Raw genomic sequence first — 16083 nt, forward strand, 5'->3', positions numbered from 1 at the left:
TTTATGCATAAACATACTTTGCCGTTCCGAACGCTTGCGCTGACGCTTTGCTTCCTGATGGCTGCGGGTGAGGCTTGCCTTACCTGGGCGCAGGCTGCGCCGCCACCGAAGTCCCTGCAGATTGTGATCCTGGACGGCGAGGGTGCTCTCAACAACATTAAGCAGCGCACGGCTCATGAGCCCATCGTGGAAGTGCAGGATGAAAATCATAAGCCTGTCGCAGGAGCGGCCGTTATATTTCTGTTGCCTAACTCAGGCGCCGGCGGAACCTTTAACGGTGCACTGAGCTTTTCTACAATCACCGACGCCGACGGTAAGGCGGTTGCGCAAGGCCTGAGGCCAAACAATATTACGGGTAAATATCAGATTCAGGTCCGCGCGAAATATAACGACCTGACGACAGAAGCGACGATCGCTCAAGAGAATGTGGGAGAGAGCACGGGTCCGTCTCATGTAGGTGGTCATGCGCTCATGAAATGGCTGTTGATTGGCGGCGCTGCCGCAGGCGCAGGAGTTGCCATTGGGATCGCAGTATCGCAGAGTGGAACACATTCTACCTCCATCACTGCGGGTCAGCCCACTGTGGGAGCGCCTTAATTCTTCTCTCCTGAACAGGTTATTACGATAGAACTCGACAGGTTTTCCACGCGGCCACAACGGAAGTGCTACACTCGCCGCTATGACTGAAGGAAAACGCCGTTCGGCATGGTTCTGGGTATTTTTAGGCGGCGGACTCTTTGTTGCCTTTGTTGCAGTTGTAAGCGTGCTGGGATACTTTGCCGTGCAATCGCTCGGCGGCAATACGAGCTTTGGCGACAGTATTGGTGTGATCGATGTAGACGGAGTCATTCTGGCTGCGGATAAAACTGTCGACAGTCTGCGCAAGTTCGATCAGGATGATTCGATCAAGGCGATTATCCTGCACATTGATTCTCCCGGTGGTGGAGCTGCCGCTTCCCAGGAGATCTACCAGCAGGTCCGGCGCATCCGCGATGAAAAGAAGAAGCCGATCATCGCGTCCATCCAGAGCGTCGGCGCGAGTGGCGCCTACTACATAGCTTCGGGCGCGAACAAGATTTACGCCAATGACGCCAGTATCGTCGGATCGATTGGCGTCATCATGGAATGGACCAACTATGGAGATCTGCTGAAGTGGGCAAAACTGAAGCCCGAAGTTTTGAAGGCCGGATCCCTCAAAGATGCTGGATCGCCAACACGCGAGATGACTCCTGAGGAACGTGCGTATTTCCAGGGGCTGATCGATAACATGCACTCTCAATTCATTCGCGATGTGGCTTCAGGGCGTGGGATCGGCGTCGATACGCTGAGCCCGCTCGCTACCGGGCAGGTCTGGACAGGGCAGCAGGCGCTGCCGCTGCATCTAATTGATAAACAAGGTGGATTCCGCGATGCCCTTCTGGACACGGCGAAGCAGGTCGGCATTTCGGGAGAGCCAAATGTCGTAAAACCCACCAAAAAAGGGCGTTCTGTTTGGGACCTAGTGACTACAGATGCGGATGATTTGTTACAAAATCCGGAGCAGCTATTGGAAAAACATGCGGGGTTCTATTTTCTTTGGAGATAAAGGTTAAATTTGTTGCATCTATTATGGTTAACAGGCGTAACCTAGTTTCGGAGCAAAACTTACCATGACCAAAGCAGACTTGGTGGAGGAAGTGACCCAACTCGGCGACCTGACGCGGCGCGATGGTGAGGTAATCGTGGATACAATTTTCGATTCCGTCATTCACGCGCTCAAGACCGGGGATAAAATCGAAATCCGTGGCTTTGGAAGCTTTCGTATCCGGCAACGCAAGCCGCGGATTGGACGCAATCCCAAAACAGGCGCAAAGGTCGAAGTTCCGGCCAAGCGCGTACCTTACTTCAAGCCCAGCAAAGAATTACGGGACTTAGTGAATCCCAAGGCTGAGAGTCCGGCTCCCAACCCGGAGACACACTCGGCCTAAGGTGTTCACTGTATCCGCAACAGGGGCATGGATTCATCCATGCCTTTTTTATGCTCTGATTCCAATGACCGACAAACTACGACCAGTGAATCCATGATCGGCACGGTGAGAGAAGTAGTGGTCAGTGCGGCAACTGGTGCAATCGCCCTGAACAAAAATGCTGTCGGCAAGCAGGCCGGCATCCAGTAACTGACGACCGTTGGCTTTTACCAGATCGAGATGCAGCTTAGGTCCGATGTTGGAGTGGCCCGGAGCCCGGGCGGTGAGAAAAAGCAGCGGGTATTTTTCCTTGATGGGGTCAGAATCGTATGCCTCGAAGAATAGCTCTGACGCATAGCTGAACTGCGATTCAAACTCATTCTGAACTTCTTCGCCGATGGCATAGCAGCACGCTCCTATACCGGGACCGATAGCAGCGATAAGATCTTCTGGACGGCTGCCAAATTCCATACGCATCCGGCCAACTCCGCTTTCGACAATGCGCTTTAAGGTCCCACGCCATCCGGCGTGGAAAGCAGCTACCGCCCGTTTCTGGCGGTCGGCGATGATGACAGGAATGCAGTCTGCGGTTTGAATACCCAACAGGATGCCGGGTTCGATCGTCATCATGCCATCGCCTTTGTGCTTGGCCACGTCGTCAGCGTCTGCCTTTCCTACGACATGGGTAATGGATGAATGGACCTGTTTCAGCGTCACTAACGCAGGTGTGTCCGCAGTCTTTGCCACAGCGGACACGAAGAGTCTGCGGTTGGCGAGCACGGTCTCTTTGGAATCCGATGCAGTGAACCCGAGGTTAAGTTCGCCTTCCGGTTGGTCTGGTCGGTATGCGGTGCTCTTTCCGCCGGTACGTGTGCTGAAGCCGTGCATCAGCCAAGGAAGTTCTGACCAGGCGGGTGCCTGTACGACCTCAATCCGCTCTTTGTCCACACCTAGGTGTTTCTGCTTTTGCGGAGCGGGCCTTCGAGGCCCTTCGGACCAATTGCGGCAATCCAGCGACTCTGCAGCTTGACGCATACCTTTATTGTAGAAGGAGGCTGAGTATTGAGCCGCAAAAGCATAAGGGCCCGCTTTCCAGCGGGCCCGCTTCAGAGGCAGTATGGATGGGTAGCCAAAGGGTAGTGTGACCGAGGGTCCGCAAATGCGAACAATTCGAGAGTGATACTCAACGTGAGGTACTGATTTGAAGTTGCCTCTAAATGTTGCCTATATGAGTGCAAATCAAGCTCCAGAGTTGCCAGTTCTTTGTTTTATTTTTCCAGGCTCGATCAGGGCCGATATCTTATTGAAACTGAGTGGTTAATCGAAGGTAACCAGTTCAGCGATCTTTGGGCTGATAGACCTTGGTGCAAAGAATTTCCGCAACCTTGGAGTGAAATTCGTACAGGATTACTAAAAATTTTGTCTAGAACCGAAGATTCGATTACTTCAGACGTGGACTAAGCATGATCATCATACTTTCTAGATAATAGGAACAGAGCAGCTTTATCGAGGAACGATTTTGCATGGATCAGGTCACTTCTCCGCTCGCGAGCTACACCGCTATATGGCAAGCCGTGAATCCAGTAGAGCGTGAGTGGATAGACGAAATCTTCGGACCTTTTTTCCGGACTCAGATAACAGACGGAAAACATGAGATGGTCGAAGATAACGCGATTCTCTGCGAGGCGTTCGTCTATTGCAATGATCCGAGGTATTATGAACAATTTCGCGGCAAGAATGCATTTCTCGTTCATTTTCTGGATGAAAACTTCGAGGGGCGTTACGAGGAGATTTACAGGAACTTCCGTGCAGTTTTTCGCTGCCACTGGTCGAATGCCTTCAATGAGAAATTCGTGAGAAAGATGCCGATCGGTTACTCGGTTGGCATGGGGCGAGGCGGACGGCATATCGACCGCGCCAGCCAGCGGAAATATCTGTGGTCATTTTCCGGGCAGCTTGCGAAATCCACGCGTCCGGATATGGCGAAGGCTCTGCTTCCGCTGAAGCCGTATTTTCTATCCACGAGCGACGAAATTTCTGACTTGAAATTTCTGACGGGCGAAGACTACCAGCAGAAGCGTTTGACTCGTTCGGATTTTTCCAATCTGCTACTCGCTACTGCCTTTTCTCCGTGCCCGATGGGCAACGTGCAACTCGAATGCTTTCGCCCATACGAAGCCCTGGAAGCTGGGTCGATCCCAATTGTGGAGAAGCGGCTCACGATGGATTATTACCGTGATCTGCTTGGAGAACATCCAATGCCAACCGTGCGCTCATGGCCGGAGGCGCGCCACTTTATTGAACGCATGCGGCAGCATCCGACGGAGATGGACGCATTGCAGGAGCGTTGCATGTCTTGGTGGGATGGTTACAAGCAGAATTACCGGGAACAGTTGATTGATTTCATAGGCCAACGGGCCATCAGCGCTGAACCTGTCAGCGAGCCAATCATGAAACGTGTTTATTCGATCCCAGGCTGGAGGATTGTCGAACTGCTTCGCCATCATAATTTAAATGCTGTCCTAAGGCGCGTGAAGAAGCAGGCATCGCGTCTCCTCCGAGAGCGAAAATTACGGATTGCCTACCGTCCGGAAGCAAAATAAAAAAACGCCGCGATATGAAACGCGGCGTTTTCTCATTAGAACCTAGTTCAGGCTAAACGAACGCTTCGGCCTTTAGACCAACCTTGTCATACCAGGAGTGCGCAGCCTTGAGGGCCTGGTTGACGTTCTCGATGTTCTTGACGCCTTCGGTGTTGAGCCAGTCTTCAAATGCCTTCGCGCCCTGCTTGGCGTAGACAGCGATGCCATCTTTCCACGTTGCCCGGCCGCACAGTACGCCGTTGAATGTAGTGCCGCTTTCAGCGGCTAGTTCAAGGGTTTCGATGAAGACCGGGTTTGAGACGCCGGCCGAGAGGTAGATGAATGGCTTGTGTGTGGAAGAAGCAGCAATCCGGAAATGTTCGAGGGCTTCGGCGCGTGTGTAAGCCTGTTCGCCTTTGAAGGCACGGGTCCCGGCGACAAACTCCATCTGGATGGGAACTTCGACCTTCAGGACGTCAACGCCATAACGCTCCTTACCGAATTCCTCCATCGATCCGGTAACGACGTCGGGCTTACGCTTTGCGTATTCGACGCTCTTCTCGTCTTCGCCATGTACGGCGTAGCCAACGGTTTCAAGGAAGAAAGGAATGTCGTGTGCGCGGCACTCATCGCCGATGCGCTCGACCCAAGCGTGTTTGAGATCGTTGATCGGGGACTTTTCGAAGGGCGTGTAGTAGAGCAGGATCTTGATGCAATCTGCGCCCGCTTCCTTGAGGCGGCGCACGGACCAGACGTCGAGCAGATCAGGTAAGCGGCCAGGTAGAGCAGCATCGTATCCGGTTTTCTCGTAGGCGAGCAGCAGACCCTTACCGTTGCGCCTCTTGGAAGCGGGGAGTCCGTACTCAGGATCGAGCAGAATGGCCGAGGCGTGTTTGGTCAGGACTTCCGTTACGAGGATCTTGAATTCCTCTAAGGCTGAATCGGGCATTTCAGCCACGCCTTTTTCCTTCGCCAGCGACTTCTTCAGCGAGCCGCGCTGGTCCATGGCGGCTGCGGCGATGACGCCGCGCTCATTAGAGACTGATTTTAGTCCGGCCAGTTTTCCGGGGGTCAGTTTGGTTGACATCGTAATTCTCCTGCTCTTTCGAATCGGTTAAGGTGCGAGAAATATCGGAAACGAATTTCACCGATGATTTTAACTCAGGTTCGGGGGTCGAACTCCACGGGGTACAGCCGCTTTAACGTCAGACCGCTTCTTTGAGCACAGCGCGCTGCGCTTCCAACAACTGTTCGATACCGCGTGCAGCCTGATCCATCATTTCCAGCATGCGGCTGCGCGCGAACGGTGTGCGCTCGGCCGTTGCCTGCACTTCTACGAGGCCGCCATCCTCTGTCATGACGACATTCATGTCTACCTCGGCCTGAGAGTCTTCTTCATAGGCCAGGTCGAGCAGCACGGTATCTTCCACCACGCCGACGCTGGTTGCGGCGACGAACTGCGTCAAGGGAGATTTCGACAGCGCTCCGGTTTTAACCATGCGGTTCAGAGCAATTCCCAATGCGGCGCAGGCTCCGGTAATCGCTGCCGTGCGGGTTCCGCCATCGGCTTGAAGGACATCGCAGTCGAGGATCACCATGCGCTCGCCAAGTGCCTTCATGTCGACGACGGCACGTAGCGAGCGGCCGATGAGCCGCTGAATCTCGTGGGTTCGGCCGCCGACTTTTCCGCGCTCCGCCTCGCGCGGGCTACGGGTGAGCGTAGCGCGGGGAAGCATCCCGTATTCGGCGGTGACCCAGCCGCGACCACTGTTTCGCAGCCACGTCGGTACGCCCTGTTCAACGGTTGCGTTACACAGCACGCGTGTGTTCCCAATTTCGATAAGAACGGAACCCTCGGCTGCGGCAACGTAATGAGGCGTCAGCCGAACGGGGCGCAGGGCGTCTGTGGCGCGGCCGACAGAGCGAAAAAAGGTCTTTGACTGATCTGGCATCGATTTATTGTAAGCAAGTCGGATGGAACGCGCCGAGTTGGAACAGGTGGCTACCATGAATCTCCAGCAGTTCCAATTTGGAATTCACAGGAATTGCGTCTCAGAATGGGCCCAGGAGCGCAACCCTTTGCAGATCAATAAGTTCCTAGGCTGCAAAGGGGGTTCTGTTCCGATTTGGGAAAAAGCTTATCTTTGCGGTGGCTTCCGCATGCTCCCTTCCTTTTTATGGCTAACTCCAGCGAAGTCAGTGGCTTAGTTCAGGGATTCCACTTTGGCATGGCATGTGCACATAGGGTGTATGGCAACAAGTTGTTGCCATTGGAGTTCGAAAAAATATGCCCTCCCCCTCCCCCCTGAAGCCACCGCTCCGTAATAAAGCGCAACGCGCGTCTACCACAAGAAAATTAGGCTCTGGAAGGCGGCGTTCGCCTTTGAAAGGCGGCGAGTCGCTCGCTGCCATTGCGCATGATGCCCGTAATGTCGCGGCTGCGCTCGGGCTCTGCTGCGATCTGCTGGCCGAGCCCGGAGTACTGGCGGAGGGAAATCAGCACTTCGCTGAGGAACTGCAGGCTATAGCCTCTGCAAGCTGCGCTCTTGTAGAAAAGCTGACAATTCCTCCATTGGCCAGCGGAATGGAACGGGGTTTCAGGAGTATTCGTCGCGTTGCGAATACTTTTCCGCACTCAGATTCCATCGATGATTTGGCCGCTGCCGTCGAGCAGCTTAAGGGACCTCTCGCCGCACTGGCAGGGGCAAAGATCGACTTGCAAATGGAATGCCTGACTTGCTTTGGGCGCGTCGGGCTTTCGCACGAAGACTTGACTCGCATTCTTATCAACCTTACGCGCAATGCCGCCGAAGCCATGCCGCATGGTGGACGTATTCGGATCACCGTACAGCAAGGTGACGGCGGCAGCTTTTTGGATTCGGTGCATCCGCCTGAAACGGTACTTCTCTGTGTGCAGGATTCCGGTCCCGGGATTCCGCAGGGCTACATCGACCGACTTTTTGACGCTGGATTCACCACAAAGATACACAGCGCTGGAGGACTGCATGGAATGCAGCGCGGCTTGGGCATGCACATCGTGCGCAGATTGGTAGAGGCTGTCGGGGGTCGCGTTCGCGTCACATCGGCTCCGGGAGGCGGAGCGCGCTTTGAGATGGAGTTACCTCTGATTCATCGCGAACGGGCAAACAGCGGCTTTCCTGCTGACTTTCCAGAAAGGGCAACCTTAAAATGCTAAGCACTGTTCCACTTATGAATATTTCTGCCTTTCCTCTGACGAGGGAACATCTGTCATCCGGCCAATCGCCGCGAATGAGTGTTCTCGTTGTGGACGAAGACGCCGCAGTGCGCGATGCCTGCTGCGAAATCGCCGTAAAGCACGGATTCCTTTCGCAAAGTGTTGCGAATGTTGTTGCTGCCCGCGAGCTGTTGCGCGGGCACAGCATTGATATCCTACTACTCGATTTGAAGGGGCCAGGCGCTCCCGGGCTTGAGCTTCTGGATGAGATCAAGACCCTGCATCCAGAAACAGCCGTTATCGTCATGACGGCCTTCGCTACAGTGACATCGGCGGTCGAGGCGATGCGTACAGGTGCAACCGACTATCTGACCAAGCCCTTTGCGCTCGATGAGCTGGCGACGGTACTGGGACGTGCCTCGGAGCGGAGGACACTGGATCTCGCCAGCCGTCGTCTGCGTGAGAAGCTGCGCACGCAGCAGGGGCTAGGGAACATGATTGGGCGCAGCGCGGAGATGGACAAGATCTATCGAATTCTCTCTAAGGTGGCTTTTACCGCGCATCCCATTCTGATTCTTGGCGAGAGCGGAACGGGTAAGGAAATGGTGGCACGCGCGATCCATTCGAACGGGCCGAACGCTGCCAAGCCGTTTATTCCCGTTGATTGCAGCTCGCTTGTTCCGACGCTGGTTGAAAGCGAGTTATTTGGTTACGTGAAAGGCGCATTCACGGGTGCGAACCGATCGAAGGACGGACTGCTGGTCTCAGCCGACGGCGGAACCATATTTCTGGACGAGATCGGAGAACTGCCGCTCGACCTCCAGGCCAAGCTGTTGCGCGCCTTGCAGGAGAAAGAGGTCCGGCCTGTCGGTGCAACGCATCGCGTCCCCGTCAATGCGCGCATTCTTGCTGCAACGAACTGCAATCTGGTGGATATGGTTGAGCAAGGGCGCTTTCGCAAAGACCTTTACTATCGCTTAAATGTCGTCAATCTACGTCTGCCTGCGCTGCGTCAGCGGCGTGAGGATATTCCTCTGCTGATCGCGCATTTTCTGGACCGCAAGAACCGCGAATACGAAAAGACATTCCGCGTTAGCGATGAGATGTTGCGGGTGTTGATGGATTACGATTGGCCGGGTAACGTGCGCGAGTTGGAGCACACGATCGACCGTGCGTGCGCGTATTGCTCGGGTACGGTTCTGCAACTGGGCGACTCTTCAACGCCGATTGTCGACTATTACTCGAACACGCGGCCAAGGATGGCGAAACCTCCCGTGCTGAACGATACGACACTGGCTGCGCCATCCATTACATCCCTGGCTCAGCTTGAAAAGCAGGCGATTCTTGCAGCTCTCAGCGAATTGCAAGGTGACAAGCTGGCGGCGGCAAAGCTGCTCGGCATTGGTAAAACCACGATGTATCGCAAGCTCAAGGAATATGGGTTGAGTGAGGCTTAAAGCCCAATTCAGGGTCTTTCACCAAATGCAAACACACGTCGCCTTGAGGAAATTTCTATGCAAAGCCTGCTGATGATTACTTCTATTCTCGGTGCTGAAAATTGCGCCACGGTTCTAGCCAACCAGCTTGGATTTTCTGTCGAGATTGTTGCCAACCGCAGGGAGGGGCTGGCGCGACTCCGCCGTCGCGAATACACGCTTGTTGTCGTCGACGACGCGATCGCCGAATCGGACCCCGAGGGAGCCGAGATGCTTTGGAAACATGCGGGACTTGCCGTCCCGCTGCAGATCAACTTCGCCATTTCGGGATCAGCGCGTCTCGTACGCGAGGTCAGGGCTGTTCTTGCACGCCGAGAGCAGGAGCAGTCGCTTGCCATGCGCGCTGCTGCCGCTGCCGTGGAAAGCGAATTGCGGGACACCGTGACCGGGCTGATTCTGCACTCTCAGCTGGCGCTCAATGAGCCGTCCTTGTCGCCGGAGTTGTCGGCCAAGCTGAAGACCGTTGCTGAACTAGCGGGAAACTTGCAGCAGCGGTTGGGACATGGAGCAGGCTTGCAGCCAGCGAGCTGATTTCTCAGTGAATTGTCTTCATCTTTCGCTGCATGTAGTCCATCAGCAGGTATTCGCCGAGCGTGTGCGGAGTAGTGAAGTATGCTTTGCCGTGACACATTTGAGTAACCTTTTGCACGAATTGCACTAAGCCAAAGTCGGACGCGAGCATAAAGGTGTTGATCATAATGCCGGAACGCTTGCAGTGAGAGACTTCTTCGAGCGTCTCGCTCACGACCAGTGGGTCGAGGCCGAAAGCGTTCTTATAGATGCGTCCGTCGGGCAGCGTGAGCGCTGAGGGTTTGCCGTCAGTGATCATTACGATCTGCTTCATGTCTTTCTTCTGCCGATCGAGGACACGCTGGGCTACGCGCAGACCCTCGCGCGTGTTCGTGTAGAAGGGGCCAACCTTCACGCGGGCCAATTGCGAGACAGGCATCTCCTCGGCTGAGTCGTGGAAAAGCACAAGAGAGAGTGAGTCGCCCGGATATTGGGTGCGGATGAGATGCGAGAGCGCCATGGCGACGCGCTTTGCCGGAGTGAAGCGATCTTCGCCATAGAGGATCATGGAGTGCGAGCAATCGAGCATAACCACCGTTGCGCAGGAACTCTGGTACTCGCATTGGTGAACGTGCAGGTCGCTGTACTCCATGTTGAGCGGCAGGGAGATGCCTTCGCGGGCGATGGCCGAGGTCAGCGTGGCCACGGTATCGAGGTTCAAAGTGTCGCCAAATTCGTAGGGACGCGATGCTCCGCTGGCTTCGATACCCGTGGCCCAGTGGCGGGTGTCGTGGCGTCCGTAATTCGATTTGCCTAATGAGCCAAGCAGATCGCGCAAGGTTTTATAGCCCAGGAAATCCAGGCTCTTGTCGGTGACTTCGAATCGTACCTGGCCTTCGTTCTCTCCAACCTGTCCAGAAGGAGATGAAGTGGGTGACGGATCGCGCGGACGCTCGACGGAGATGTAATTCTCCTGCTCCATGCGCTGCATGAGCTGCTCGATCAGCTCGTCGAGCTTGCCCTCGGCGGTCATCTCATCAATCTGCTGCTGCAATTTTTCATCGAATAATTCGCCTGATTCAAGCGCCCGCTTCAGCGCATCACGCAGCGCATCCATGGTGTGGTCAAGATCGCTGAATTCCATCCACGGGTTCTGGAAGCCGGAGTCAAGCAGGTAATCGGAGAGTGCGTTGAGCAGGTCCTCCATGCTCATCTCTCCAGCCAGGCTGCCCTCATACTTGGTGTAGCGGACGCGCTTCATAAGGTTAGTGTGCGCCTGAATCGGCGTTTTGGGCAAAGACGCCGGGGATTGAGCGTCTCGGCTGGATGTCTGGATACGGAGGGCCTGTTATTCCAGGGGCTTACCACGTGTCTCGGGAATGAGTATGGCGAGCAGCGCTGCTCCCAGAAAGCTGATCGAGGTAATTCCCAGCGCCGAGGCCATTCCGTTTCGGTCCGATGCTTTTCCAACAAGAAGCGGGGCGGCTGCGCTGACAATCCTTCCGGTGTTATAGGCGAAGCCCATGGCGGTAGCGCGTATCGCCGTGGGAAAGAGTTCGCTTGCGATCACGGCGAAGCCGCTGAAATAGCCCGTTCCCCAGAATCCAACCATGGGACCCAGCCAGAGGAGCTCCAGCGGAGTAGTTGCGTGCGCATAGAGCCGGACCACGATGGCTGCGATGAACAAATATCCGATATAGACCCACTTGCGGCCCAAACGGTCGGCCAGGAACCCATAACTGACGTAGCCCAGGAAGGTGCCAACCTGCATGAGGATCGTCCAGGTTGAAGTTTGGACAATACTGAGTCCGCGGCCACCTTGAGCTATGGGTAGCGATAGATAGGACGGTACCCAGAAGAAGAGTCCCCACCAGGCAAAGAGAGTTGCGGCATTTACGAGCGTGGCAATTGCGATCAGGCGCCCGTTCCGCCCGCGAAAGATTTGTGCCGGCGATCTCATCCAGCCTGCTGTTTTCAAGGAATTGGTCCAGCGTTCAGGTTCGCTCACCTTGTGGCGTATCCAGATGGCAAAGGCAGCCGGTAGAAGTCCAGCGAAGAAAACGGCGCGCCAGCCGAAATGAGGCAAGATCAGGGCGACAATGGTTGCTCCGAGGGCATAACCAATAGCCCAGGAGCTTTGCATGAGTGCCAGGGCTTTCGCTCGATGCTCATCCGGCCAGCTTTCCGCCACCAATGCGGCTCCCGCAGCCCATTCGCCTCCCATTCCAAAGCCCAGGAGCATACGGCAGACAGTTAACTGGACCGCGGTTTGTACAAGTCCGCAAAGTCCGGTACAGATGCAATAGACAAGAATGCTGGCTATGAGCGCGCGGGTACGTCCAAAACGGTCAGCGAAGACACCAAAGAGCATCCCACCGATGGCCGCGCAGATGAGCGTCGCCGACATGATGAGTCCGGCGCCAGCAGAAGTGAGATGCAAGTCTGCTTTTACGCTGGGCACGACGAGTGCATAGAGCATGACGTCCATGCTGTCGAGCATCCAGCCTAGTGACGCAGCCAGCAGTACGCGGCGCTGCATCGTGCTTGCCTGCTGGAGCCAAGCCAGAGGATGGTTGGACGAACTCGCTGAAGTGGACGAGATGGTACTCATGCGTAGCGCTCCGTATCATTATTGCCTTTCAGTCGAGCAAAAGAGCAATGTGATTCGGCGCTGATAGACTTCGGTCGTAGCCTACTGGACGCCTTTGCCGTATTTTGTAACAGCAGCTGATAACAATTGGAGCGATAGAATGCATGCGGGTTGCGATCGATAGCGGGGGCACTTTTACGGATTGCATTGCGTTTGAGCGCGGAGTGATGAAGATTACGAAGGTCTTCTCAACGCCTGCTAATCCTACCGATGCCATTCTTTCTGCCGTCCATCAGGCGGCGCCCTCGGGAGTGCGCATTTCTGTACGCCACGGCACGACGGTGGGAACGAATGCCCTTCTGGAACGCAAGGGCGCCAAGGTTGCCTTCGTCACGACGGCGGGATTTGAAGACACGATTGCCATAGGGAGACAAGCGCGTCCAGTACTTTATGACTGGTTCATGGAGGCCCCGCCTTGCCTGATTCCTGCTGCTCTTCGATTTGGGGTGCCGGAGCGAACCAGTGCCGAGGGGGCTATTTTGCGCAGGCCAACGGATCGCGAGTTAGATGATCTGCGCGAATCCATCGGTAAAAGCGGCGCTGAAGCGATTGCGCTCTCTCTACTCTTTTCATTCGCCAATTCGACCAATGAGAGATTGGTGGCTGAGGCGCTAAAACCACTGGGCCTACCGCTTTCGGTTTCCCACCGGATTTTGCCGGAATTCCGCGAATACGAGCGTGCTTCGACGGTGGTTGTGAATGCCTATCTTGGTCCAAAGGTTGGGTCGTATATCCATAACTTGCAAGAGTCATTGATCGCGGCTTATCCGGGCGCAGGACTGCATGTGATGCAGTCTTCAGGCGGCATCATCTCCTCCGCAGTCGCATCTGAGGAGCCGGTGCGGACTGTTCTTTCCGGACCTGCTGGTGGTGTGATCGGTGCCGCGAGGATAGCTGCTCGCGCTGGACTGTCAAAAATCATCGCCTTCGATATGGGAGGAACGTCGACCGATGTGTCATTGATCGACCTGGCTTCAGAGGACGCACGAACGACGAATGAATCGCACATCTCAGGCCTGCCGATTGCTGTCCCGATGCTCGACATCCATACTGTGGGCGCCGGGGGCGGGTCGATTGCCTATTTCGACGCCGGCGGTTTGCTGCACGTAGGTCCGGAATCTTCTGGCGCAGAACCTGGACCGATTTGCTATGGCAAAGGCGAGCGTCCCACAGTTACGGATGCGAATCTGCTGCTCGGGCGACTGGACGCCGCCAATTTTCTCGGCGGGTCACTGCAGCTGGATCAAGAGCGGACCCGGTATTGGACGAAGAAGGTTTCCGGGCCGCTGGGCTCGGTTGAGACTTTCGCTCTGGGAACGATTCGGCTTGCGGAAGCAGCAATGGAAAAGGCTATTCGTGTGATTTCAGTGGAGCGCGGTCATGACCCACGCGAGTTCACTCTTCTATCATTTGGCGGCGCGGGGCCGCTTCATGCGTGTGCGCTTGCGCGGTCGCTAGCCATCCCGCGTGTGCTGATCCCGCCAATGCCCGGGGCTCTTTCAGCATTGGGGATCCTGCTGGCCGACCACGTTCGCGATTTCTCGCGGACAATCATGATTCCTTACGATGAAGTCCTGATAAAAGCGTATTTCCTCGAACTGGAACAGCACGGACTTAAGGCGATGGCTCAGGAAGGTTTGGCGGGACGAGTGAGCAGGTCGATCGACTTACGCTATGTGGGCCAGGGATACGAAGTGAACGTGCCTGCGGGAGAAGCCGTGCCGGGTCGGTTTCACTCTTTGCATCGGAAGCGATACGGGTACGCGGATGAAACGCGCGCTATTGAGATTGTTAACCTTCGGGTCCGATTCATGGTAGAAGCTGAGCCATGGGAACCTCCGGCGCTGCCAATCAAGCCAGGGGATGGCAAAGAGGCGCGAATGAAGAAGACGAGCGTTTATTTTGGAGAAGAGCCGATGGAGGCGTGGGTGTATGTGCGCGATCTTCTGACGGCTGGGGACCGCTTCACGGGACCGGCCATCATTACCGAATACAGCGCAACGACGGTCATACCGCCCGCGGATTCTGTATTTGTGGATCAATTTGGCAACGTGATCATTGAGGTGGTACACGCGTGAATCCCATCAGTCCCATCGAGCTGTCAATCTTTCAAAGCGCGATGCATTCGATTGCTGAAGAGATGGGTGCCGCGTTGCGGCGAACTTCGTTCTCGCCAAATATCAAGGAGCGGCGCGATTATTCGTGCGCCATTTTCGATGGGCTGGGGCAAGTGATCGCCATGGGTGACCACATGCCCGTACACCTGGGATCAATGCCAATGTCGGTGAGAGCCGCAGTCGACGCGCTTTCGCTGGAGTGCGGCGATATTGGGATTCTGAATGACCCATATCGCGGCGGGACACATTTGCCGGATATCACAATGGTGATGCCGGTCTTTGACGAAGCCGCAACCGAAGAGAAAGTCCAGCCAACCTTTTACGTAGCTACACGGGCCCATCACGCTGACGTCGGTGGGCAGTATCCCGGATCCATGGGATTGTGCCGCGAGGTTTACCAGGAAGGTCTGCGGATTCCACCGGTCAAGATTGTTCGCGGCGGCTCGATCGATCGCTCAGTCTTGGAAATTCTGCTGCACAACGTTCGTACACCGATCGAACGCGAAGGGGATTTGCAGGCGCAGATTGGAGCTTGCCGTGTTGGTGAGCTACGACTTAAGGAAATCATCAAGAAATATCGGCCGCCGATGATCCAACACCTCGCGCAGGAATTGTTCGATTATTCTGAATGCCTTACGCGCGCAGAGCTTTCAAGAATGCCTGCGGGAGAGTTTGATGCAGAGGACTTTTTGGATGATGATGGACACGGCAGTGGACCGCTTCGGATTCGGGTAAGGCTAACAATCGATCCGGTCGCAGCAGCGGCTAAGGTTGATTTTTCCGGTACCCACTCGCAGATAGAGAGCAGCCTGAACGCCGTCCTGGCGATTACCTATTCCGCGGTCTTCTATGTCTTCCGCTGTTTGTTGCCCGCGCATGCTCCGGCAACGGCAGGTTTGATGCGGCCGATCACGCTAACAGCGCCAGAGGATACGATTGTCAACGCTCAACTTCCCGCGCCAGTGGCTGGGGGAAATGTTGAAACCTCCCAGCGAATTGTTGACGTACTGCTTCGCGCGCTAGCTGCGGTCATGCCGTGTCGTGTGCCTGCTGCAAGCAGTGGCACGATGACCAACCTGACAATTGGCGGTATCGATCCGCATCACCATCGTCCTTTTGCTTACTATGAAACCACGGCGGGAGGAGCTGGCGCTCGACCCGATCGCGATGGCATTGCAGGGGTTCACACCAACATGACGAATTCACTGAACACGCCGATTGAGGCCCTGGAATACGCGTATCCGTTCCGTGCTGTGCGGTATGGCTATCGGTCTGGTTCGGGAGGAAAAGGCCGTTTTTCCGGCGGTGACGGATTAGTTCGAGAACTTGAGTTGCTTACGGACGCACAGGTGACTTTGCTGGCGGATCGGCAGAGAATCGGGCCATACGGACTGCATGGAGGGGCGGATGGAACTCCAGGGCGAGTCTTCATTCGGCACGAAGGTGAGGAGAAGCGAATTCCTGGGAAATGCAGTATCCGGGCTGTCAAGGGGGATATCATTCGTGTCGAAACTCCGGGTGGCGGAGGCTGGGGAGACCTCAGCTAGCTAGTCAGTTTCTCTGGCTCAGCGCCGCTATGGCAAATG

At 55.5% G+C, this 16083-nt stretch carries 14 protein-coding genes; 9 read left to right on the forward strand and 5 right to left on the reverse strand.

What is annotated here, in order from left to right; genetic code table 11:
- Nucleotides 1–3: 3 nt before the first annotated feature.
- From H7849_RS02295 to H7849_RS02305, 3 genes are all read left to right on the forward strand, one after another.
- Nucleotides 4–597, forward strand: coding sequence for a carboxypeptidase-like regulatory domain-containing protein (locus H7849_RS02295; RefSeq protein ID WP_186743840.1), 594 nt, complete (start codon nucleotides 4–6; stop codon nucleotides 595–597).
- A gap of 82 nt (nucleotides 598–679) precedes the next feature.
- Nucleotides 680–1585: a signal peptide peptidase SppA gene (sppA, locus tag H7849_RS02300; protein ID WP_186743842.1), complete on the forward strand. Its 906-nt coding sequence runs from the start codon at nucleotides 680–682 to the stop codon at nucleotides 1583–1585.
- A 64-nt stretch (nucleotides 1586–1649) separates the two neighbouring features.
- Nucleotides 1650–1967 carry an integration host factor subunit beta gene (locus tag H7849_RS02305; RefSeq protein ID WP_186743843.1) on the forward strand — a complete coding sequence of 106 codons (318 nt, stop codon included), beginning with the start codon at nucleotides 1650–1652 and terminating at the stop codon, nucleotides 1965–1967.
- Nucleotides 1968–2015: 48 nt separating this feature from the next.
- Here H7849_RS02305 and pgeF read toward each other — a convergent pair whose 3' ends face one another.
- Nucleotides 2016–2981 carry a peptidoglycan editing factor PgeF gene (gene pgeF, locus H7849_RS02310; RefSeq protein WP_186743844.1) on the reverse strand — a complete coding sequence of 322 codons (966 nt, stop codon included), beginning with the start codon at nucleotides 2979–2981 and terminating at the stop codon, nucleotides 2016–2018.
- 488 nt (nucleotides 2982–3469) lie between these two features.
- On the opposite strand from pgeF, the gene H7849_RS02315 reads away from it, so the two are divergent.
- Entirely contained in the window at nucleotides 3470–4549 is a 1080-nt protein-coding gene (locus H7849_RS02315; RefSeq protein WP_186743845.1) for a glycosyltransferase family 47 protein, read from the forward strand.
- 52 nt (nucleotides 4550–4601) lie between these two features.
- Here H7849_RS02315 and H7849_RS02320 read toward each other — a convergent pair whose 3' ends face one another.
- On the reverse strand, nucleotides 4602–5615 hold the full coding sequence (locus tag H7849_RS02320) for a tagatose 1,6-diphosphate aldolase (protein ID WP_186743846.1): 1014 nt from the start codon (nucleotides 5613–5615) through the stop codon (nucleotides 4602–4604).
- A gap of 118 nt (nucleotides 5616–5733) precedes the next feature.
- Nucleotides 5734–6480 (reverse strand): ribonuclease PH, encoded by a 747-nt coding sequence (rph, locus tag H7849_RS02325; RefSeq protein WP_186743847.1) that lies wholly within the window; start codon nucleotides 6478–6480, stop codon nucleotides 5734–5736.
- A gap of 431 nt (nucleotides 6481–6911) precedes the next feature.
- Between rph and H7849_RS02330 the strand changes: the two genes are divergently transcribed.
- The 3 genes from H7849_RS02330 (at nucleotide 6912) to H7849_RS02340 (ending at nucleotide 9751) form a co-directional block, all read left to right on the forward strand.
- Nucleotides 6912–7724 carry a sensor histidine kinase gene (locus tag H7849_RS02330; protein WP_186743848.1) on the forward strand — a complete coding sequence of 271 codons (813 nt, stop codon included), beginning with the start codon at nucleotides 6912–6914 and terminating at the stop codon, nucleotides 7722–7724.
- A 74-nt stretch (nucleotides 7725–7798) separates the two neighbouring features.
- On the forward strand, nucleotides 7799–9181 hold the full coding sequence (locus tag H7849_RS02335; RefSeq protein WP_251106549.1) for a sigma-54-dependent transcriptional regulator: 1383 nt from the start codon (nucleotides 7799–7801) through the stop codon (nucleotides 9179–9181).
- 57 nt (nucleotides 9182–9238) lie between these two features.
- Nucleotides 9239–9751, forward strand: coding sequence for a hypothetical protein (locus H7849_RS02340; RefSeq protein WP_186743849.1), 513 nt, complete (start codon nucleotides 9239–9241; stop codon nucleotides 9749–9751).
- Nucleotides 9752–9755: 4 nt separating this feature from the next.
- Here H7849_RS02340 and H7849_RS02345 read toward each other — a convergent pair whose 3' ends face one another.
- Both H7849_RS02345 and H7849_RS02350 read right to left on the reverse strand, forming a co-directional pair.
- The gene (locus H7849_RS02345) at nucleotides 9756–10991 is read right to left on the reverse strand and encodes a vWA domain-containing protein (RefSeq protein ID WP_186743850.1); all 1236 of its coding nucleotides are present in this window, start codon (nucleotides 10989–10991) and stop codon (nucleotides 9756–9758) included.
- Nucleotides 10992–11078: 87 nt separating this feature from the next.
- On the reverse strand, nucleotides 11079–12341 hold the full coding sequence (locus H7849_RS02350; protein ID WP_186743852.1) for an MFS transporter: 1263 nt from the start codon (nucleotides 12339–12341) through the stop codon (nucleotides 11079–11081).
- Nucleotides 12342–12484: 143 nt separating this feature from the next.
- Between H7849_RS02350 and H7849_RS02355 the strand changes: the two genes are divergently transcribed.
- Together H7849_RS02355 and H7849_RS02360 are read left to right on the forward strand one after the other, a co-directional pair.
- Complete coding sequence (locus H7849_RS02355; RefSeq protein WP_186743853.1) at nucleotides 12485–14458, forward strand: hydantoinase/oxoprolinase family protein; 1974 nt, start codon at nucleotides 12485–12487, stop codon at nucleotides 14456–14458.
- Nucleotides 14455–16044: a hydantoinase B/oxoprolinase family protein gene (locus H7849_RS02360; RefSeq protein WP_251106550.1), complete on the forward strand. Its 1590-nt coding sequence runs from the start codon at nucleotides 14455–14457 to the stop codon at nucleotides 16042–16044. The genes H7849_RS02355 and H7849_RS02360 overlap by 4 nt, the downstream gene beginning before the upstream one ends.
- Nucleotides 16045–16083: the final 39 nt, after the last annotated feature.

This window comes from Alloacidobacterium dinghuense, assembly GCF_014274465.1.
GTDB lineage: Bacteria > Acidobacteriota > Terriglobia > Terriglobales > Acidobacteriaceae > Alloacidobacterium > Alloacidobacterium dinghuense.

Excerpts from the sequence above, each read along its gene's own strand:
- H7849_RS02340 (WP_186743849.1), top strand. The coding sequence starts at position 9,239 with ATGCAAAGCCTGCTGATGATTACTTCTATTCTCGGTGCTGAAAATTGC.
- H7849_RS02345 (WP_186743850.1), bottom strand. The coding sequence starts at position 10,991 with ATGAAGCGCGTCCGCTACACCAAGTATGAGGGCAGCCTGGCTGGAGAG.
- H7849_RS02350 (WP_186743852.1), bottom strand. The coding sequence starts at position 12,341 with ATGAGTACCATCTCGTCCACTTCAGCGAGTTCGTCCAACCATCCTCTG.
- H7849_RS02305 (WP_186743843.1), top strand. The coding sequence starts at position 1,650 with ATGACCAAAGCAGACTTGGTGGAGGAAGTGACCCAACTCGGCGACCTG.
- H7849_RS02355 (WP_186743853.1), top strand. The coding sequence starts at position 12,485 with ATGCGGGTTGCGATCGATAGCGGGGGCACTTTTACGGATTGCATTGCG.
- H7849_RS02335 (WP_251106549.1), top strand. The coding sequence starts at position 7,799 with ATGAGTGTTCTCGTTGTGGACGAAGACGCCGCAGTGCGCGATGCCTGC.
- H7849_RS02315 (WP_186743845.1), top strand. The coding sequence starts at position 3,470 with ATGGATCAGGTCACTTCTCCGCTCGCGAGCTACACCGCTATATGGCAA.
- H7849_RS02295 (WP_186743840.1), top strand. The coding sequence starts at position 4 with ATGCATAAACATACTTTGCCGTTCCGAACGCTTGCGCTGACGCTTTGC.
- H7849_RS02320 (WP_186743846.1), bottom strand. The coding sequence starts at position 5,615 with ATGTCAACCAAACTGACCCCCGGAAAACTGGCCGGACTAAAATCAGTC.
- rph (WP_186743847.1), bottom strand. The coding sequence starts at position 6,480 with ATGCCAGATCAGTCAAAGACCTTTTTTCGCTCTGTCGGCCGCGCCACA.
- sppA (WP_186743842.1), top strand. The coding sequence starts at position 680 with ATGACTGAAGGAAAACGCCGTTCGGCATGGTTCTGGGTATTTTTAGGC.
- pgeF (WP_186743844.1), bottom strand. The coding sequence starts at position 2,981 with ATGCGTCAAGCTGCAGAGTCGCTGGATTGCCGCAATTGGTCCGAAGGG.